Here is a 21,224-nt window from a genome sequence, read left to right as displayed (position 1 = left end):
TAGGGGCATTTATGAAGCGACATCTTTTACTAACTAGTTTTATGTTAAGTGCTTTGGGTTGTGGTGGCTCATCGCAATCACCAGAAGCAAAGCCTAGCGAACCTCAACCGCCTGTTGTCACACTGCCGGGGCAGCCAAATGATGGCTTAGCGCCGCTTAGTAGCAGTACGCCTGACACCAACGAGCACTTAGCGGGTGGCGCAGTAACAACCGATGTTCAAAATGAAGACGCATTCAGCCAATCGGCACCAGCAATTCGCAGTGATTTTGCATTAGACGCGGTATTTAAATCGGGCGATCACTTGTTTAGAGGCACACACAAAGGGTTAGGCCCAGTTTTTAATAACCCAACTTGCCAAGGGTGTCATATTAAAGATGGCCGTGGCGAAGTGCCAAGCTCACCGCAGCGTGCAATGACTAGTATGTTCCTACGTATTAGTGATGAGAATGGTCAACCCGATGCGGTGTATGGCGACCAATTACAAACATTTGGCACGGTTGCCGGACACCCGACAGGCGCATTACCTAAATTTAACGGCGCGTTAGATGAAGGTTTGGCATATGGCGAAGCCTACGCATTTGTTGAGTATGAAAACATAACGGGTAAATTTGCCGATGGCGAAGAATACGAGTTGCGCAAACCCATTTATAAAGTAACCGATTTATCTTACGGCCCATTTAACGACACGGTAAGGTTCTCTGCCCGTGTTTCACCTGCGATTTTTGGCTCAGGTCTACTGCATGCAATTCCAGAACAGTACATTACCAGCTACGCTGACCCCGATGATGTTGATAATGATGGTATTTCTGGCCGTGCTGTGTATGTAACAGAGCCTATTTCAGAGCAAACTAAATTAGCACGTTTTGGCTATAAACTTGGCACTGCATCCGTGTTACAGCAAATAGCGGGGGCTTATCGCGGTGATATGGGCGTGACTAATCGTATTAACCAAGCAGAGCCGTGCACCGAAAATCAAGTTGCGTGTAATGAACAAGCGGCATTAGAGCAAAACAGTGAAGCCAATGGTCTTGATTTAAGTGATTTAGATCTCGCACAAGTTGAATTTTATAACCGTCTATTAGCTGTGCCAGCAAGGCGAGGGTTTGACGTGCAAACCAGTACTTGGCAAGACGATGTCAAGCATGGCCGTGCGTTATTTTTCGACGCGAACTGCAATGGCTGCCATGTACCACGTCATAAAACTGGTGAAGCACCGGCTAGCTTGTTAGGTGATGTCGACATTCTTGGCTTTACTGGCGAAAGTACGCCGATTGCTGCACTTAGCGAGCAAGTTATTTATCCTTACAGCGACTTGTTACTACATGATATGGGTGGCGAATGCGCGCCTATTAAATTAGAAAACGCACAAGGCGGTAGCTGTCAGGTTGGTGAAAATTGCATTTATGTGAAGCGCTGTGAAGGTCTTGCAGATAACCGTCCCGAGGGGCAAGCATCTGGCACTGAGTGGCGTACAACACCGCTTTGGGGATTAGGCTTGGTTCAGCAAGTAAATGCGCGCGCTACTTATTTGCATGATGGTCGAGCACGCACCATCAGCGAAGCCATTTTATGGCATGGCGGTGAGGCAGAAAAAGCTAAGCAAGCCTACCTCGCAATGTCCAAAACTGAGCGCTCACAATTATTGGCGTTTTTAAATTCACTATGATTAAACGAAGTCTTTTAACTGCGTGTACTTTTGGCGCTTTGCTAATTGGTTGTAAAGATCAAGCTGTACCTGAATTTTCACATAGCGAGTTGCGCCCTGGTGGCGCAACAACCTTAAAGCGACTTAATACACGTACTTTTATTCATCCCTCAGAAAATCTCGATTTAGATAGACAGCTTGATTTTTGGGATGGCTTTTCATTCTTTCGTGATCCTTGGGTCGCAGCACCTGCTGCAACTCAAGACCGTGATGGTTTAGGCCCGCTTTACAACGCGCGTTCATGTAAAGCATGTCATATTCGTGGTGGTCGAGGAAAGCTTGTTGGGGAAGGCACGCATTCGCCAATGGCATTGCTTTTTCGTTTAGGCAAGGGGGATGATGGTGATGCGGTTGATAAACACTATGGCGGTCAATTTCAGCCATTTGCGATTAAACTAGCAAAACCTGAATCACTTTCTGCGGAAGGCAAAGTAACCATTCGTTACGAAACCATATCGGGTCAATATGCGGATGGCACGCCTTACACTTTAAGCAAGCCACATTATCAATTGGTTGATTTAGCCTATGGTGAATTGCAGCCTAATACGGTGTTATCGCCACGCTATGCGCCAGCACTTTACGGAATGGGGTTGTTGGACGCGATTCGTGAACACGATCTTATTGCGCAAGAAGATATTGCGGATAAAAACAACGATGGTATTTCGGCTAAGTATAATCGTGTGATGAGTGCTAAGACTAAGGAACAGGTTATTGGACGTTTTGGCTTTAAAGCGAGTCAACCAAGTTTAGCATCACAAACGGCAGCGGCATTTGTTAATGATATCGGCATAACCAATCCGTTTTTCACACACGATACTTGCACGCCATCACAACCACTTTGTCAACTTGCATCAGCAATGGGCGGTCACGACCGCACGCTAGAAATACCCGAAAAGCTGCATAAGTTAACGGTGTTTATGGGAGCGCACATTGCGGTGCAACCGACCCGAAAGCTCACTTCAGAAAAAGCACAACAGGGCAGAGCACTTTTTTATCAAGCGAATTGTCATAGTTGTCACACCCCAAGTTATACCACGGCAAGCGACTATCCGCTTAAAGAGTTGGCAAATCAAACTATCTGGCCTTACACCAATTTGGCGTTACACGATATGGGCGAAGCACTGGCTGATGGTAAAGCAGAAGGATTAGCCAATGGTCGAGAGTGGCGTACGCCACCACTTTGGGGGCTAGGATTACAAGAAAACGTACAAGGCTATCAGGCATTTTTACATGATGGCCGCGCGAAAACAGTGGCTGAAGCGATTTTGTGGCATGGCGGCGAAGCCGAGCAATCAAAAAGCGCGTTTGTAGCGTTTGACCAACAGCAGCGTGACGCATTGATTTATTTTCTAAAACAAATTTAAGGGCAAATACGATGAAACTTAAAGCACTTTCTTTGCTTGTGACGGCTGCGTTACTAAGTGCATGTGGTGGTGGCAGCGATACCAACAGCGAAAAACCACCCATTACGCCACCTGTGGTTAAACTAACGAAAGATGAAGCCATGACAAAATTATTATCAGCGCAAGCTGATAATTATATTTTGCCAGCATACCAAACACTGATGGATGAAGCGGATAAACTAGATGCGGCGAGCATTATGTTTTGTGCTTATCAGGCGCCAAGCGAAAGCGAGCTAACAGAATTAAAAAATGCATGGTTAGCATTAAGCAAGGCATGGCAATTTGCGAAAGCGGTAAAAATGGGGCCTGAGTCTGAAGAATTTCGCCATTATCGCTTACAATTTTGGCCTGATAACAACAATGCCGTTCAGCGCGGTGTTGCGTCATTACTTGCGGCTCAAGTGATAGATGAGAACGCCGTTGCTAGCCTACAAGATGGTGCTCAAGGATTACCAGCGCTCGAGTTATTAATTTTTAATCAAGCACAAGATGCATCGTTACTAAGTGCAAGCAATAAACAAGATCGTTGCCTCGCGGTAATGGCAATTGCCGCTAATGTGAAAACAGTCGCAACTGAAATTTTAGCATTATGGCAACACGAGAAGATTGGTTTTGTCCTTGATTTTAAAAATGGCAGTGGCGAGTACAACACGAAACAAGCGGTGCTTGAAGATTTTATTACTAATTGGTTTGAGCTAATTGAAGTGATTAAAGATAACAAGCTCAATAATGTTAAAGGCACGCTGATCCCAGGTTACCCAGAAAAAGCGGAAAGTTACATTAGCTTATCGTCGCTTGAAAACATTAAAACCAATTTTGCAGGGCTGAAACAGGCCTACCTTGCGGGTAATGGTTATGGCTTTGACGAGTACTTAGTGGATATTCATGAAAATACACAAGTGAATGACACTATTCTAAATTACTTCGACGAAATTGATGTCTTGCTAAATGATATTGAAAAACCGCTATCGCAAGCGGTAACAATACAAGACAGCCGCAATAAACTGTCGCCACTTATCACAAAAATAGACGAATTAAGAACTTACCTCTCTACCGATTTTATTCAGCTTACAGGCCTTAATCCTAACTTTAATTCGAATGACGGTGATTAATCATGGAGCGTAGAGCGTTTATCAAAAGTTTAGCGTTATGTGGTTTAAGTTTATCACTCGGCGCTAACTTAGTTGCGTGTTCAAGCAAAGCGCAACGTCGTTTTGTTAGTGCGGCAACCAACCACCAGGGTGAACATTTTGTGGTGGCATTTGATAAAGCAGGGAATTTATTAAACCAGGTTAAAATTGATAATCGCGGCCATGATTTATTAATGCTTGATAGTGAACGGGTTGTGGCGTTTTCACGCCGCCCGTTTACCAAGCTGTTTGTGGTGAACTTAGAACAAAACCAGCTAGAGAAAATCATCAATGCAGAGCAAGGTTTTCATTTTTATGGTCATGGTGTGTTTGATAGCAAACGCAAGCAACTGATCACCACAGAAAATCATATTGAAAGTGCTGGTGGTTACTTAGTTGTGCGCAATACTCACAATTTTGCCGTGGAAAAGCGTGCACCAAGTGGCGGTATTGGGCCGCATCAATGCGCGTTAATGCCCGATGGTGAACATATTGTGGTTGCCAATGGGGGCATTAAAACACATCCAGATAAAGGTCGTGAAAAATTAAATCTAGCGAGTATGGCACCAAATTTAAGCTACATTCACCTCGACACTGGCAAGTTAGTTGAATCTGTCACTCCTCCGCATTTTCAGTTAAGTTTACGTCATCTAGCGGTAGCAAACAGTGGCGAAGTGATTGTTGGAGCGCAATATCAGGGAAATTATCGCGATGCGCATCCTTTGGTATTTAGCCATAAACTAGGTCGCGAACTTCAGCCATTGCAGGCGGAGCCAAAGTTTTGGCAAAACTTCGAGCAATACGTTGCCAGTATTGCAATTGCTGACAGTGATAATCGTATTGCAGTTACCTCTCCTCGGGGTGCTATTGTGGCGTATTGGCAATTGGATAATCATCAGTTTATTCGTCATGAACGTTTCGCCGATTGTGCGGGTGTAGCGAGTGCGCAAAATGAATTTATTGTCACAAACGGCAAAGGACAAGTAATTAACGATAGTAAAAATATGCCTATTTTTCAGTTACAACCGTTGCGGTTTGATAACCATTTAATTTACTCTTAACTGGTAAGAGATGTTAAATTTAGCCAAACAGAATAATGACAGGTAAAATATCCGACCTTTTTGTGATGCAGTAAACCAAGTTATGACTAATTCAAACGATAAATTTGCAGATATTCGCCCATATAATGATGAAGAAGTAGCCGCGTCTGTTGAGCGTCTGTTAAATGATGATGCATTTATCTCGGTAATTGCAGAGCACAACTTACCATCGTGGTTGCGTGCTATTCCATTTCTTGGCAACTATTTAGTTAAATCAAAATTACGTAACAAATACGGTAAATTTAAAACGGTTGATGAAGTTCAGCAGGCCGTTTCACGTTATCTTGATATTTTAGTTAAGCGCACAACCAGCAAAGTTACTTTCTCAGGATTAGATAAGCTTGATAAAAACAAAGCGTACCTGTTTATCTCAAACCACCGTGATATTGCGCTTGATCCTGCTTTTGTAAACTACGGTCTATTTCAAAATAATATGAAAACCGTGCGCATTGCGATTGGTGACAACCTGTTGCAAGTGCCATACATGACCGAGTTAATGCGTTTAAATAAGAGCTTTATTGTTAAACGTTCTGTTAAATCGCCAAAAGAGATGCTGAGAACGCTTACGACACTTTCGCATTATATTTATGATTCGCTTGATAGCGGTAATTCAGTATGGATTGCACAAAAAGAAGGACGAGCGAAAGATGGTAATGATGTTACCGATCCTGCACTGATTAAAATGTTGCAGCTACATGGTCGCAAACTAAAAATGGACTTTGCAGACTATGTAAAATCGATCAATGTTGTACCGGTTGCGATTTCATACGAATTTGAACCATGCGAAAAAGCGAAGGCAAAAGAGCAGTATCATAAAGCGACCTTTGGCGAATACAAAAAAGCGCAAGGTGAAGATATTGCCAGTATTATTGAAGGGTTTGCTACGAATAAAGGGCATGTGCATTTATCGTTTGGCGAGCCAATTACCAGCGATTGCGATACCCCAGATCAACTTGCTGAAACCATTGATAACTACATTCACAAAAACTACTTCTTGCACCCCAATAATTATTTGGCGGCAGAATCTGCAGAACATGAAATTTGTGACGATGCGAAGCGTGTTTACCACAGCCGCTTTGAAGGGGTTGCTCCGGAATTACATGAATTTATTAAGCAAATTTACGCGAAGCCGGTATTTAATCAAAAGTAACCAGCAAGCCTAAGTAAATTATAGTTTTAAGAAACCAGAGTAATACTCTGGTTTTTTTTGTGCAAAAAATGGTTAAACTGTAAATATGAGTGCGTAAAAAAAGACCTAGGTTTGCCTGTTTTGCAAGCAAGCCACTGTGAGTGAATGGCTGAGCAAAAACCAATTATTGAGCAAATAGAGATATTTGAAATACCCAGTCCGTGCAAAGGGGTGTGTCAGGCTAATAACCGAGGTTATTGCTTAGGGTGTTTTCGTTCGCGAGAAGAGCGCTTTCATTGGAACCAATTAACGAACGCGCAAAAAAAACATGTGATTAAGCTTTGCGCACAACGTGAAAAGCGCATTCGCCAAAAAATGGCTCAACAGCAAATCTCACCAGAGCTGGATACAGAGCAAACAAAACTCGACTTTTAGGTCTGTCTAATCTCGCCTTATCTAATCTAGATTCACTTATTTAGGGGTTTTATGCTCAAGGGTAGCTTCAGCACTTTGCATTAACTGTAGATCTAATTGTGCCAAAATTGCTTTATGTTGTTTGTGCAGGTAATGATGGATAGGCTTTTGCGAAACAATGCGTTTATCAAAATGGGCTAGGGTGGCATCATCAATGTGATGCGTTAGCAAATACTCAAGTACTAAAATGCCATCAATTGTGCGGTCGCGCAGCATATGCAGCTGACTAGCAAGGTTATTATTACTTATTACCTCACCTTTAAATTTTTCTTGAGCAATAAATTTTTGTGCAAACGGGTAGCTTGGATTGTGACTAATTGTACTCAACTGCTGAATGCGACAATTCTCGCATTGTCCCTTGTTGGTAAGCAGTACCAGATTCAAATACATTAACGGAGTATTACTCGCAATTAGGTTTGGGTATTCCTTAGAAATACCAATCACACGACCAATCTGGCCATCAAGTTCTCCGAGGTTAGCCGCTGCAAGTGAGCTTTTGTGATCAAATTCAATAATGCTTATATCGACACCAATTGCTTTATAAGCAGGTGTTAGACGTTTGATTAATAAGCGAGAAACGTGTGTATCTAACGGTTTATTAAACACGAGCGTTTGCTTTATAGGGGCATTTGCCCACGCCATCTTACTCAAAAACAACAAGGCACAAAGCATGGTACAAGCATGCTTGCAGCTTTTAGTTATCGAGTTTTTTATCATTTTATGACGTAACGCAGCGTTCATTTTAGTGTTGATTGGTCAAACTTATATGGTACATTGCTACAATAACATAATATTTTATTAGCTGTATTAAAAGAACATGTCTTTCAATTTGTGTAACTTACCTCGTCAAGAAAAGTATTTAATTCAACTCGATTACGAGGCGTCGTTTTGGGCGTTTAAAGTAAAGCGTGGCAAAGCAACGCGCGATCAAATCTATTCATCTATTTTACAGCGTCCACAATCAGAGCAAGGTGAACTAAAACAACGTTTTGAACGCTATTTAGCGACAATGATGTGAGTTCATTTACGTGCCAGCAATTGGACCCAGTTATGTATCCTTTGGTTAATAAGTTTTACCAAAACTTTAAGGTAAGAGGGCGTGCTAAAAGTCATGATAGGGTGTGGGTTATCAAAGCTGAAAATCAAATTGTGGCAGCTGCAAAATTAAGCTTAAAAGACGGACAGTTTTTATTATCTGGCGTATTTACAGCACCATGCTTTCGCGGTCAAAAACTGGCATCAAGATTAATTAAAACAATCGCTTTGGATTATCGAAAACCATTTTTCACGTTTGCGTACAATCATTTAGTTAGCTGGTATCAAAGCTGCGGATTTACCGAACATGCTGCGCCAGCTGAGTTGGCTCCGTTTTTTAGCGCTTATCAAAATCAAGGGCGTCAAATCGTCTGTATGTTAGCCAATAAGGATTGTGCATAATGATTTGGCGATACTGCGTACTGGCGATTTTGTTGTGTGCTGTATCAATAAATGCGCTGGCAAACAGTAAGGCAAACGTACGTCGATTCTCGCCAAATGAAGGATTAGCGCAGTCTTATGTAACAGGTTTATTAGTTGATAAGAATGGTTACTTATGGGTTGGAACTGAAGCAGGCGTAAACCGTTACGATGGTTATCAACTATCTACTATGACAGGTGCCGAAGGGCAACTGCGCGATAAATCGATTGATTTCCTATACGAAGATAAACAAAACGATATTTGGATTTCCACTACTTATTCTGGCTTGTATCGATATAAAACCGATACCTATCAACTAGAGCGCGTGCTTGATTTTAAAAATGACCGAACTCACTCTCCAGTCGTGATGTTAGAAACCCATCAACCTAATTTTTACTGGTTGGGGCGTGTTCATGACTTAGCGTTGTTAAACAGTGAAACCGGTGAAGTGAAAAGTGTGTTTAAAATCCCAGGAGACTTTAAATACGCGTATGTTAGAGCGCTTAAATATTACAAACATTTTTTAATCATAGGCACATCGGAAGGTGCTTTTGTGATGGATACGCGCACTGAAAAAATCGTTAAACTAGAATTTTTAAATGAACCCGCAGCGCATCACGATCAATACAATACAAAGTCATTTCATATCTCGGGTTCTCAGCTTTGGCTTGGCACCGTGCAAGGTTTGCACACGGTTGAACTTGATCATATCGAGCGCTTGGTAGCTGGTGAAATAGATAAACTGAGTAGCGAACTGCGTATTTCAGATTTAAACATATGGAAAATCATGCCGTTTAAATCAGGACTAAAGCTTGCTACCAATGAAGGTGTTTATAATTACTTTGCCGATGATGATCAGCTAATTAAAAGCACAGAACTCGATAATTCCGATTTTAAGTTAAGCGACAATAGCATTGTTGATATGCTGCTTTCCGATGACGGTTCAATGTGGCTTGCCAGTAAAACCGACGGTGCGTATTTTGTCTCGAATAATAATTACTCATTTCAAAACTATAACCGCGATACCTTGTATGGTGGTTTATCCCATAACAATATTTGGAGCATTGTTGAGCATAATAAAGACATTTGGTTAGCAACTAGTGACGGTATTACGCGTTTCAATCCCTATTCTTACCAAAGCCAAACCTATTTAGAAGGTTACTTAGCTGACCGCTTAAACCATGAATTCCACGTATATAAAATGTTTAGCTTTAACGGCAAGTTATGGCTGGTAAGCACGCGAGGATTATTTACCTTTGACTTGGAAACGTTAACAATTTCAGCTGTTGAAATGCCTTTTGACAAGTACAAAGACATGTTTAGCAAGCAGATTGTGATAGGACATTTTAACGACGCAGGTGATATGTATTTTAAGAGCTTTCGCTATGGCTACTTTAAATACAATGTAGTCACAGAGGAACTAACGCAAATTCACCCCGACGTAAAAGTGATTGGTGATACGTTTGCGGGGTATTTTTTACCACCGCTAGATGACAGCAAGTTACCACTGTTTTATCACAATAAAACGTTATATCAACTGATGCCGGACAACACCGTAGAGTATCGTTATACCGCGCCAGTCCCCGATGAGGTGGAGTATTTGTCGCTTGCGTCTTATGTAATCGATAACAACGGCATTCTTTGGTTGTCTTATTATGGCTACGGGTTAGTCGGTTTAGATAGCACCACATTTGAAGAAAAATACAAAATCGAAGACAGGGTTGATACCCGCGGCTCATTGTTTTATAGCCTAACCAAAGATCAGCGAGGCATGATCTGGATGGCGAGCCACAGTGGTATTTGGCGCTTTGACCCAAATACCCAACACTTTAGGCAGTTCACAGTGGATGATGGTATTGCCGTTAATGAGTTTAACTCGGCCGCAAAAATAACTTACTCCGATGGCCGCATTGTATTTGGTTCAATTAAAGGGGTGACCAGCTTTTTCCCCGAGCGCAATGACGCTAATGAACACATATCAGAGCGGGTGAATATTACCTCAATTACCCTAATGTCGCGCAAACTTGAAGCTGAGTCGATTATTCAGCAAAACTTACTTGAGCTTGATTATGACGATATTGGTTTAGAAATTGGCTTTTCTGCGATGTTATTTAAGTATCAGGAACGCGTTGAATATGAATACCGTTTAGATGATTCTGCATTAGTTAGAACGAGTAATAATAAAGTTGCGTTTGCACGAATTTCACCGGGAAAACACACTTTTTACGTACGTGCCAGAGACCCGTTAAACGGCAGCTATACCGACTTTAAGAGTTTTACGATTCAGGTAAATTATCCACCTTGGCGCTCGCCCGCGGCATTCGCCATTTACTTTATATTACTGGCAAGTATTGTGTCGGTGTGGATGTTGCGTCGTCATCGCTATCAAACGCGCTTGTTAGCTGCGCACAAACAAAGCAGCGAAAATGCCACGCGTTTAAAAATGGCGCTACAAAGCAGCCAATCTGGGGTGTGGGAATGGCAAAGTGGCCTTGGTCATAGTTATCAGCCACGTTTAGTTGATGAATTGGGGTTTGATAAAAGCGAAGTATCACTGGATGAGTACTTAGCAAAAATTCATCCCGATGATAGAGCCCGTTATCGCATTGAATGGTTAGAGTTTGTCAGCACAGATAAAGGCGAATTTGAACTTGCTTACCGTGTACGCCATAGCCAAGGCCATTGGCGTTGGTATAAAGATGTAGGTCGCGTTATTGAGTGGGATGAAGATGTGCCGCAGCGCGTGTCGGGCACCTACACCAACTTTACGCGTGAGCGTGACTTTGAAAACAGTGCCCGTTTATTTAGCGCCGCATTTGAGCATACTCGCGATTGGGTATTTGTGATGGACCGCGAGTTTAATATTCTTGCGATAAATAAAGCATTGCGCGAAAGCCATCATTTTGACCTTAAACATGACTCAGCACGCAAGCTATCACTTGGCCTAAGTGCCAAAAGGCGCACTTATTATTTGAGAGCGCTTGGTAAGCTAAACGTGGGTGAACATTATCAATCGGAAGAAACCATCACCAGCCCTAATGGCACAAAATACAATTGCTTGATAAAAGCCACAGCAATTGCGGCTGAAAACGGTGAGGTTGATAACTATATTGTGGTGATCACCGATATCAGTAGTCAAAAAGAAGCTGAGCAAGCGCTGTATTTACTGGCAAATTACGACAAACTAACCAAATTACCTAATCGCAGTTTGTTTATTGATCGAGTGGCTCATGCCATTAGTCTTAATAAAAACAGTGAGCAGCTACTGACTGTGTTATTTATCGATCTTGACCAGTTTAAGAAAGTGAATGACTCATTTGGTCATCATGATGGTGACAAATTATTGGTGGAAATAGCCGAACGCATTAAACAGGTCATTGACGGCAAGGCGACCGCGGCGCGATTAAATAGCGATGAATTTACTGTATTGCTTGAGAATATTAATAGTAAAGAAGACGTTGTAGCCTTGTGTCAGCGCTTAATTGCGGCGCTAAAAGAGCCATTTGCACTGGCGGGTGAAACCGTGAGAATTACTGCCAGCATTGGTGTTGCCATATTTCCAGATGATGAAACAACCGCTATTAATTTGATTAAAGCTGCCGATATTGCGATGTATCACGCTAAAAAACGCGGTGGCGAGTGCTTTTTGTTTTTCCAACAAGAAATGAATAAAAAAGTACAGCGATTGCTTCGTTTAGAGTCAAGGCTTAAGCAAGCGCATAGTGAAAATGAACTGTCGAATCAGTATCAGCCGATTATTGATGTTAATACAGGCAAGGTGGTTGGCTTTGAAACCTTAATGCGCTGGCAGCACAATGGTGAGGCAATTAGTCCATCGCGTTTTATCGCCATTGCCGAAAATACCGGTCTCATTACTGAAATGACAATGGCATCGTTAACGCGCGCAGTACAAGACATGCAACGCTGGTGCGAGATCGATAACGACTTTTATGTATCGATTAACCTATCGGCGAAAGACTTCCATCACCTTGATCTGGCAGAGCAAATTATAGCATTGTGCAACACGTATGAAGTGCCGTGTCATATGGTGGCACTTGAGATTACCGAATCTGTACTTATGGCTGATTTTGATAGTGCAAAAGCGGCTATGGATAAGCTAAAAAGTGCAGGTTGCCGCATTTATCTTGATGATTTTGGCACTGGCTACTCATCGCTGGCTTACTTAAAACGTTTTCCGGTGGATGTGATTAAAATTGATGGTGGCTTTGTTCGAAATATTGGCGATGAAGCAGACGACGAAGCAATTATTCGCTCAACCTTAGCGCTTGCAAAAAGTTTGGGTAAAGTGTGTATTGCTGAAGGAGTTGAAAGCAAGGAGCAGCTGTTGTTCTTGCAAGCAGAAGGATGTGAGTATGTGCAAGGTTATTACTTTTACTCACCGCTTGATGCGTCACAAGTTAAGTCATTGCTTAAGCGTTAAATGCTAAGGGATTTTATGACCACAGTTAGCACAATAATTAATGTGTTTTATTTCATTCATTTTACGCTTAATGGCACGCTCAGCTTCTTTTTTACTTAAGCCTAGTTCAAGACGCATTTCTTCAATTTGTATTTGGTCTTTTTCACAAATATCACCATCGCGCGAGCATAATGCCACGAACTGCGCAAATTGCACCCTACGGCGTCTTAATTGATCTGAAAAGCTCGATGCCAGCAAGCCGGTTGGGATTGCCACCATACCCATACTTAGCACGGTTATTACCCCGCCAAAAAAGCGGCCAAGCGGAGTAATTGGCACAACATCACCATAGCCAACCGTGGTGAGTGTTGCCATTGCCCACCACATGGCATCGGGAATAGAGCCAAACTTATCCGGTTGTTCGTCATGTTCAATTAAGTAGATACCGCACGATGCGGTGATAAGCGCCACACTCATAATAAAAAATGCGGCAAGTAATGGGCCTTTTTCTTCTCGAATACTTTGCAACAATAATTGCATTGCACGGGAATAGCGAGTCAGCTTAAAAACACGTAATAGTCTAAATACACGTAAGAAACGCAAATCAAAGCTGACGAACAGCATTAAATATGTTGGCAAAATCGCCATTAAATCAATAATCGCTAAAGGAGAGCGCAAATAACGAATGCGTTTTCGCCAGTTGGGAATAGGCAAATCGCGATAATGTTCTTTATCAACACAAACCCATAAGCGCAGCAGGTATTCAATAGTAAAAATCGCGACAGAGAAGATTTCAATTGCTAAAAAAAGGTGCTTGTAGCTGACAGCGACTTCTTCAACCGACTCAAGTACAATCGCAACGACATTGCCGATAATCAGAATTATCAACAGCGCATCGATAAACCTACCAAGTTTTAGTCCTTCGCCAGAACTTTCCAGAACTTGTGCAATACTCAGTCGTAATTGATTCACATCGACCTCTTAGTTAAGTGGCATTGTCATAATAACCGTACCTTCTTCGAAATCACGCGTGACTTTAAAACCTAGTTTTTCCGACAGGCCAATCATGCCACCGTTTTCAGGTAAAGTAAGGCCTTCAATTTTTTGCACATTTTGGCGTTTACAATGGTCAATCACTGACTGCATTAGAATACGACCAAGCCCAAGCCCTTTTAGGTCGGAGCGCACAACTACGGCAAACTCGGCAACAAGGTTATCTGGGTCCATTAACACACGCGACACACCAAGTGTTTGCCATTTATCGTCGCGTCTTTGCGTAACGATAAATGCCATTTCGCGGTCGTAATCAATTTGCGTCATTTTAGCTAATTGCTCATGACTAAACTGTGGCATTTCACCAAAGAAACGTTTGTATCTGTCTTCTTTGGTTAGCTGATTATCAAACTCTCGATGCGCTTCTTCATCTTCTGGACGAATTGGTCTTAATATCGCAGGTGAACCATCTTTAAGGGTAATATTTTGCTCAAGCTCTTTTGGATAAGGTTTAATTGCTAAGCGTTTTGCGCGACTTGATGCTTGGTATTTTTCTAGTTCAATAGCCGCATCAAGTACTAAGAATTTACCTTGTAAAGCCAGTACTGGGTTAAGCTCAAGTGATTTGATATCGGGATTTTCAACCACCATTTGTGATACGCGAGTAAGCATAGCGCACAGAGTGTACTTGTCGATTTTGGTTGGTAAATGCTTTTCTTTGATAAACCCTTTATCGCTTGCTGCGGCAATTAAGTACTTTGCTAGATTCATGTTAAGCGGTGGCAGAGCAACCGCTGCTAGGTCAAAGTTAAGTGCGGTACCAGCTTCGCCGAGTAAAATAACCGGGCCAAAATTAGCATCTGTTTTAACTGCTATGCGCAGTTCTTGTCCGCCAGCACGGGTTGCCATTTTTTGTAGCGCAAAACCATCAATTTTGGCATCTGGGTAAGTTTCATTAATTCGCAGTAGCATATTAAATGCTGTTTGCTCTACTTCAACGCCATCGTTTAAGTTTAATACGACACCACCAACATCAGACTTAGATGGAATGTTAGGGCTTACTAATTTAAGCGCAACCGGAAAGCCAATGCTCTCGGCTAGCTCGCGCGCTTCGCTAGGTGTAAAAGCATGCTCAGTTGCAATGCAGTTAATTTGATAACACTCAAGCAGTGCTGCTGCATCATGAGTCGGTAGGTAGTGACGCTTCTCTTGCAAGTAGCCGCTTATTAGTTTGCCAGCTTGTTCAGTGTGAATATTGTCTGAATCTAATAGGGATTCTGGTGTTTGCGTTAAGTGCTTTTGGTTACGGCGATACTGAATTAAGTGCATGTAAGCCGCTACTGCACCTTCGGGTGTGCGGTAAGTGGGAATGCCCGCTGATTGGCAAACTTTACGCGCTTCATAAGCTGCCGTTTCACCCATAAAGTTGGTCATTACATACGGACGCTGCATTTTCGGCACTTTGTTTACCGTTTCTGCAATAATCTTAGCAAACTCTTCGCTAGGAGCTAATGCCGATGGGCTATGTAAAATGAGTAAATTATCAACCTCAGGTGCTTGCACTAGAATTTCGACCGCCTTTTGATAGCGCCACGGATCAGAATCGCCGTAAATATCAACAGGGTTGGCGAACGAGGTGTGCTGAGGCAATACCTGATTTAATTTAGTAATGGTTTCTTTTGAAAGTTCAGCAAGTTTGCCCGAACTTTGGATCAAGGTGTCTACAGACATTACACCTGGTCCGCCACCATTGGTTAAAATGGTCAGGGCTTCTTGTTTTAATAGTTTAGGGTGCAGTGCCAAGGTTTGTGTTGCGGCAAATAGCTCGCGTAAGTCATTTACGCGCAGCATACCGGCACGCTGAAACATTGCATCATACACCGCATCGGAACCTTGGTTGCCACTGGTGTGCGCCATAGCAGCATCTGCGCCAGCGGCGGTTTTTCCCGTTTTTATTGCGATGACGGGTTTACTGAACGCAGCAGCTCGCGCAGCGGAAATAAATTGACGGGTATGTTCAATATTGTCGATATACAGCAAGATTGCTTGGGTGTTGGCATCACGCCCTAAAAAATCGACCAATTCGTCAAAATCAATATCGCCACAATCGCCCACCGAGACAAAATATGAAAAGCCAATGTCTTTTGTTTGTGCCCAGTCGAGAATTGTTGAGCAAACTGCGGCAGATTGCGACACGAAAGCTATTTTTCCGGGCTTAGCGACCATATGGGAGAAACTTGCGTTAAGTCCGATACGCGGGATTAATAATCCAAGGCTATTTGGCCCGAGTATATTTACATTAGCTTTGCGTGCGGTTTCGATAAGTGCGTGCTTTAAATCTTTATCAATGCCCGATGCGATAATGACGGCATTTTTGCAGTCTTTGTTACCGAGCTGTTCAACGATTTGGCAGCAACGGTCTTTACTGGTGCAAATAACGGCTAAATCGGGTACTTGTGGCAGGGCGTCTATTGTAGGGTAAGCAAGCACGCCATGAACTGCCTTATATTTTGGCGTTACTGGCATAATCGGGCCATTAAAACCGCCTTGCAACAAGTTGCGCATCACCACGTAACCCGCGCGATTGGTACGGTTTGACGCACCAATAACTGCCACTGATTTAGGGTTGAAAAATTGACTTATCCTTTTTACCGTCATAGCGTTTCACCACAGTTGAGTTGTTGCTATCTTATAAAATTCATTTACAAGTATAAAGCAATAATGTTGTTAGATACTTGATATAAAACAGGGTATTGTTATGCTCAACAGGGCATAAATATGGACTAATAAATATGACTCTACTGCTGCTGAGCGCTGCTATTAGCGCAGCACCTATCAATCTTGAGCAAATGGTTGCACCAAGTGATTTAGACAACGTAAAAGTTGTGCCGTTAACTAGCAACCAAGATGCAAGCCAATTTCTGATCTATGTTAAAAAGTCAGTACCACTGCATATTCATAAAGAGCACAGTGAAATGGTTTACATTGTCGACGGTGAAGGGCAAATGCAGCTTGGTGATAAAACCTTCACAATTAAAAAAGGCGATTTTGTAAAGATTGATGAAAATACACCACATGGTGTTAAGGTAACGTCATCGCAGCCGCTGAAAGTACTGTCAACGCAAACGCCGGAATACTTTGGCAAGGATAAACATAGGGTAGATAACCATGAATAAACAATCGCTAACCAGTACGATTATCTTTGCGCTGGCAATTATTATTGCCAGCTTGTTGTTAAAACAAGGCATCGTAGAGTTTAAAACCCTTGATCGCAGTGTGGCGGTAAAAGGATTGGCAGAAAAAGAAGTGATGGCAAACACCGTTATTTGGCCAATTAATTACTCACTTGCGGGTAACGACTTAACAAAATTGATCGATGAGCTAGAGGCTAAAAACCAAGCAGTACGTGCATTTTTAGCATTACATGGTTTTAGCGACGAAGAAATTTCAGTATCGCCGCCTAATGTTGCAGACAAACTAGCGCAGCCTTACGCGCAATTAGAAAAAGGCCAAATGCGCTATTTTGTGATGTCGAGCATTACGGTTTATAGCCACGAGCCAGAAAAAGTGCGCCACGCATTAACTAAAGTGACGCAACTTGCAAAACAAGGCATTGCCATCTCAAGCGATCGCTACGACGCTAAAGTACAGTACATTTTTACTGGTTTAAATGACATCAAGCCGGAGATGATCCAACAAGCAACAGAAAAAGCACGCGAAGTTGCTGAAAAATTTGCCACCGATTCAAAATCCACCTTAGGTAAAATTAAATCTGCGCGCCAAGGGCAGTTTAGTATTTCAGACCGCGACTCTAACTCACCACATATTAAACGTGTGCGCGTGGTTTCGAGTGTTGAATATTATTTAGTGGATTAGAACAAACAACTATCAGTCGATGAGGTTCGTTTATGTATCATATTACTAATGGCGACAGTGCAAACCTATTTTTAAAGCGCATTGGCATTCAGGGGCAATTTATTGCGTGGCAAGATGTGCTGCATCATGGTCCTATTAGCGCTGAAGTATCGCTGCCTGCGATGAGTGATTATCGCGCCGCATTTTTAGCAGACTACTTTTGTTTACCGCTCAAAGACGTACAGGCCAAGTTTGAGGCGCGTAACGATAAATTAAATGCCATAGAAGACAGCGATGAAGTCACCTTGTGGTTAACGCCAGAGCTGTTTGATAGTTTGATTGGCTTACAGTTTATTGCGTGGTATCGGGCGAAATTTAACACCACGCATAATCTGTTCGTGGTGTTATTATCTGATCATTTACCTCCGCGGGAATTAGAGGCAAGCCAAGTTGCACAGTATTATAAAACCCGCTTTAGTCCAAGTGAGCCATTTTTTGAATTAGCAACTAGGGTGTGGCAAGCACTGACAACCGATTTAGCAGCGTTAGAAGGCTGTTTAACACTCGATTTCAAACACTGGCCTAATCTTAAAACTTCGGTTCAACGCTTCTTACAAGAGCAACCTGATGATATCGGTTTAAACCGCACACAATGGCAGATTTTGGATTGTTTAAACGGACAAACTTTGTCGTTAGCGCAGTTATTTGGTGCGAATCAAGATTTGGAAGAAGTCCCGTTTATGGGGGATTTAAGTTTTTGGTGTCAGATTGAAGAAATGCGAGAGTATTTGAATATATCGACGCAAGACAGTTTATTGCACCAAGAAATAGAGTTCTATCACGGAGTTAAAGTGAGCTTGTCAGAAAAAGGACAAGCTCTGCTCTAAATTAAAGGTAGTAACCCGCGTTCAGGTTAGCTAAAAATTAGCTTGCTCAGACGCGAGTTAGTTACTTTTTGCTAGTTGTTTCAGTTTAAATACTAAATCAAGTGCTTGACGCGGGGTTAAATCGTTCGGGTCAATAGTGTCTAAGGTTTCAACCACAGGGTTAGGCGCATCAAATAAACTTGCCTGTTGTGATATTTGCATATCTGCCGCGTTGTTAAGCGGCATTTCACTGACACTTTGATGCTGCTCCAACAATGAAAGCTTTTGTTTTGCACGGTTGATTACTGCTTTTGGCACACCTGCAAGGCCCGCTACTTGTAAGCCAAAGCTTTTACTCGCTGCGCCATCTAATACGGTGTGTTTAAACGCAATGGTGTCTTGGTATTCAATTGCATCTAGGTGTACATTGGCTAAAATTTCCAGCTGGTCAACAAGCTCAGTTAGTTCAAAGTAGTGGGTTGCAAATAGTGTTTTAGCAGCGATATTCTTCGCTAAATATTCGGCTGTTGCCCACGCCAGTGATAGACCGTCATAAGTACTGGTACCGCGGCCAATTTCATCCATTAATACCAGAGAGTTTTCGGTAGCATTGTTAAGAATGTTGGCGGTTTCAGTCATTTCTACCATAAAGGTTGAGCGACCTGATGCAAGGTCATCGCTCGCGCCAATACGTGTAAAAATACGGTCGGTAATGCCTATGCTCGCAGATTGCGCTGGAATATAACAACCAATATGTGCCATTAAGACGATTAACGCAGTTTGACGCATATAGGTTGATTTACCACCCATATTTGGCCCAGTAATAATTAACATTTTGCGCTTATCATCGAGGTAAGTTGGGTTGGCAATAAATGGTTGTTGCATAACAAACTCAACCACAGGATGACGGCCGCCTTTAATATCGATGCAGTTGTCTTCGCTAAGGTTGGGCCTAACATAATCGAGAGACTCAGCACGTTCAGCAAGATTATTAATGACATCCAGTTCACTAAGCGCCGCAGCCATTTTTTGCAGTACATCAATTTGCGGCGAAATAATATCGAACAATTCTTCATACAGACGCTTTTCAAGTGCCAATGCATTTGATTGGCTGTTAAGAACCTTGTCTTCGTGCTCTTTCAGTTCAGGAATAATATAGCGTTCGTTATTTTTCAGTGTTTGACGGCGTACGTAATCTGCCGGTACAAGGTTAGCGTTGGCCTTACTGACTTCAATGTAATAGCCATGCACTTTATTGTAGCTAATTTTTAAGGTTGCAATGCCTGTGCGCTCGCGTTCGCGAATTTCCATTTGCTCAAGAATATCGGTTGCACCTTTGCTAAGGTTGCGCCACTGGTCGAGTTCGGCGTTATAGCCTGGGGCAATAACACCACCATCGCGAATTAGTACCGGAGGGTTGTCGATAATAGCGTGTTCAAGTAGCTCTTGAAGTTCAGTTAAAATCGGTGTGGCATGCTTGATTTGTTTTAAGCGCGTGCTATTCGCATCATTTAATAAATCGTGAATAGGGTGCAGTGTTTGCAGCGCTAAACGTAAACGCGATAAATCACGTGGTCTTGCTGAGCGCAGCGCTAAACGCGCAATAATGCGCTCCAAATCGCCAACTTGTTTCAATGTGTCGTGCAGTTCATGGTTAATTGCCAAGTCGTGGATTTCACCGAGTGCATCAAGGCGGTTATTAAGCTCTTGTTGGTCGCGAATAGGGCTATGCAGGCGACGCTTTAACAAGCGAGAGCCCATAGGCGTTGCTGTTTTATCAAGTACTTGCGCCAAGGTATTGTCAAACCCGCCCGATAAATTGACGGTCAGTTCTAAATTTTTACGGGTTGCCGCATCCAGAATGACATTTTGCTCATTTTGCTCCAGACCAATCGCATTAAGGTGCGGCAGTGCAGTGCGCTGAGTGTCTTTCACATATTGCATTAAACAGCCTGCAGCTTGTAATGCTAAATGTGCGTTTTCAACGCCAAAACCAACAAGATCTTTGGTACCAAACTGCTTATTAAGCGATGTTTTGGCGCTGTCTAAATCGAACTCCCAAATAGGGCGACGACGCAGGCCATTACACTGTTCAATCAGCGCTAAATTTTCAAAGGTTTCAGGGTAGAGTAGTTCAGCGGGTGAAATGCGTTGTAAGCTTGAATTCAGCGCTTCGTCGGTATCGACTTGTAAAATGCGAAAACGACCTGAGTTGATATCCAAATAAGCAATGCCGTATGCACCTTTGTCGTTATGCGATACTGCGCATAACAAGTTGTCTTGACGCTCTTTTAATAAGGCTTCATCAGAAATGGTACCCGGCGTAATAATGCGTACGACTTTGCGCTCTACTGGTCCTTTGCTGGTGGCAGGATCGCCAACTTGCTCACATATGGCAACAGATTCGCCCATTTGCACTAGGCGCGCTAGGTAGTTTTCAACTGCATGATAAGGCACCCCCGCCATTGGAATAGGGTCGCCTCCGGCTTTGCCGCGATGAGTTTGCGAAATATCGAGTAATTCTGCGGCACGTTTGGCATCATCAAAAAACAGTTCGTAAAAGTCACCCATGCGATAGAAGACTAATATATCCCGATGTTCAGCCTTAATTTTTAAGTATTGCTGCATCATTGGCGTTTGTTGGCTGATAGTATGGTCTGAATATAAATCTAACGGCATAATTGACTAATAG

The 21,224-nt window shown here is 42.6% G+C and carries 16 protein-coding genes; 12 read left to right on the top strand and 4 right to left on the bottom strand.

Going from position 1 to position 21,224, the window contains the following annotated elements; all coding sequences use genetic code 11:
• Nucleotides 1-11: 11 nt before the first annotated feature.
• The 6 genes from ACHSBP_RS20265 (at nt 12) to ACHSBP_RS20240 (ending at nt 6,903) form a co-directional block, all read left to right on the top strand.
• A complete protein-coding gene (locus ACHSBP_RS20265) occupies nt 12-1,667 on the top strand; it encodes a di-heme oxidoredictase family protein (protein ID WP_395390290.1) in 1,656 nt (551 codons plus the stop codon).
• On the top strand, nt 1,664-3,070 hold the full coding sequence (locus ACHSBP_RS20260; protein WP_010560906.1) for a di-heme oxidoredictase family protein: 1,407 nt from the start codon (nt 1,664-1,666) through the stop codon (nt 3,068-3,070). The genes ACHSBP_RS20265 and ACHSBP_RS20260 overlap by 4 nt, the downstream gene beginning before the upstream one ends.
• Before the next feature lie 11 nt (nt 3,071-3,081).
• A complete protein-coding gene (locus tag ACHSBP_RS20255) occupies nt 3,082-4,221 on the top strand; it encodes an imelysin family protein (protein ID WP_010560905.1) in 1,140 nt (379 codons plus the stop codon).
• 2 nt (nt 4,222-4,223) lie between these two features.
• On the top strand, nt 4,224-5,300 hold the full coding sequence (locus ACHSBP_RS20250; protein WP_010560904.1) for a DUF1513 domain-containing protein: 1,077 nt from the start codon (nt 4,224-4,226) through the stop codon (nt 5,298-5,300).
• An 82-nt stretch (nt 5,301-5,382) separates the two neighbouring features.
• Nucleotides 5,383-6,489, top strand: coding sequence for a 1-acyl-sn-glycerol-3-phosphate acyltransferase (locus ACHSBP_RS20245; protein ID WP_100912801.1), 1,107 nt, complete (start codon nt 5,383-5,385; stop codon nt 6,487-6,489).
• A gap of 165 nt (nt 6,490-6,654) precedes the next feature.
• The gene (locus tag ACHSBP_RS20240; protein WP_040641367.1) at nt 6,655-6,903 is read left to right on the top strand and encodes a DUF1289 domain-containing protein; all 249 of its coding nucleotides are present in this window, start codon (nt 6,655-6,657) and stop codon (nt 6,901-6,903) included.
• A 36-nt stretch (nt 6,904-6,939) separates the two neighbouring features.
• Here ACHSBP_RS20240 and ACHSBP_RS20235 read toward each other — a convergent pair whose 3' ends face one another.
• The gene (locus tag ACHSBP_RS20235; RefSeq protein ID WP_138630021.1) at nt 6,940-7,584 is read right to left on the bottom strand and encodes a hypothetical protein; all 645 of its coding nucleotides are present in this window, start codon (nt 7,582-7,584) and stop codon (nt 6,940-6,942) included.
• 175 nt (nt 7,585-7,759) lie between these two features.
• On the opposite strand from ACHSBP_RS20235, the gene ACHSBP_RS20230 reads away from it, so the two are divergent.
• The 3 genes from ACHSBP_RS20230 to ACHSBP_RS20220 are packed head-to-tail and all read left to right on the top strand — an operon-like array spanning nt 7,760 to nt 12,839.
• Complete coding sequence (locus ACHSBP_RS20230; protein WP_010560900.1) at nt 7,760-7,960, top strand: DUF3283 family protein; 201 nt, start codon at nt 7,760-7,762, stop codon at nt 7,958-7,960.
• A 32-nt stretch (nt 7,961-7,992) separates the two neighbouring features.
• A complete protein-coding gene (locus ACHSBP_RS20225; protein WP_010560899.1) occupies nt 7,993-8,379 on the top strand; it encodes a GNAT family N-acetyltransferase in 387 nt (128 codons plus the stop codon).
• Nucleotides 8,379-12,839 (top strand): EAL domain-containing protein, encoded by a 4,461-nt coding sequence (locus ACHSBP_RS20220; RefSeq protein WP_010560898.1) that lies wholly within the window; start codon nt 8,379-8,381, stop codon nt 12,837-12,839. Before ACHSBP_RS20225 ends, ACHSBP_RS20220 begins: the two co-directional genes overlap by 1 nt.
• A gap of 3 nt (nt 12,840-12,842) precedes the next feature.
• Here the strand turns inward: ACHSBP_RS20220 and ACHSBP_RS20215 are convergent, their stop codons facing one another.
• Complete coding sequence (locus ACHSBP_RS20215; protein ID WP_010560897.1) at nt 12,843-13,790, bottom strand: ion transporter; 948 nt, start codon at nt 13,788-13,790, stop codon at nt 12,843-12,845.
• Nucleotides 13,791-13,799: 9 nt separating this feature from the next.
• Nucleotides 13,800-16,469 carry a bifunctional acetate--CoA ligase family protein/GNAT family N-acetyltransferase gene (locus ACHSBP_RS20210; protein WP_010560896.1) on the bottom strand — a complete coding sequence of 890 codons (2,670 nt, stop codon included), beginning with the start codon at nt 16,467-16,469 and terminating at the stop codon, nt 13,800-13,802.
• A 134-nt stretch (nt 16,470-16,603) separates the two neighbouring features.
• Here ACHSBP_RS20210 and ACHSBP_RS20205 point away from each other — a divergent pair, with 134 nt between their 5' ends.
• From ACHSBP_RS20205 to ACHSBP_RS20195, 3 genes are read left to right on the top strand one after another with little or no spacing between them, the layout of a single operon-like run.
• A complete protein-coding gene (locus tag ACHSBP_RS20205; protein WP_010560895.1) occupies nt 16,604-16,987 on the top strand; it encodes a cupin domain-containing protein in 384 nt (127 codons plus the stop codon).
• On the top strand, nt 16,980-17,687 hold the full coding sequence (locus tag ACHSBP_RS20200) for an SIMPL domain-containing protein (protein ID WP_010560894.1): 708 nt from the start codon (nt 16,980-16,982) through the stop codon (nt 17,685-17,687). Before ACHSBP_RS20205 ends, ACHSBP_RS20200 begins: the two co-directional genes overlap by 8 nt.
• A 32-nt stretch (nt 17,688-17,719) precedes the next feature.
• Nucleotides 17,720-18,553, top strand: coding sequence for a DUF1835 domain-containing protein (locus ACHSBP_RS20195; protein ID WP_395390289.1), 834 nt, complete (start codon nt 17,720-17,722; stop codon nt 18,551-18,553).
• 57 nt (nt 18,554-18,610) lie between these two features.
• Here the strand turns inward: ACHSBP_RS20195 and mutS are convergent, their stop codons facing one another.
• Nucleotides 18,611-21,211, bottom strand: a complete 2,601-nt coding sequence (gene mutS / locus ACHSBP_RS20190) for a DNA mismatch repair protein MutS (RefSeq protein ID WP_040641354.1) — start codon at nt 21,209-21,211, stop codon at nt 18,611-18,613.
• Nucleotides 21,212-21,224: the final 13 nt, after the last annotated feature.

The sequence above is a fragment of the Pseudoalteromonas sp. XMcav1-K genome, assembly GCF_044005875.1.
Taxonomy (GTDB): domain Bacteria; phylum Pseudomonadota; class Gammaproteobacteria; order Enterobacterales; family Alteromonadaceae; genus Pseudoalteromonas; species Pseudoalteromonas spongiae.
The sequence above is the reverse complement of the archived record's forward strand: the minus strand, read 5'-3'. Positions and strand labels throughout refer to the sequence as shown.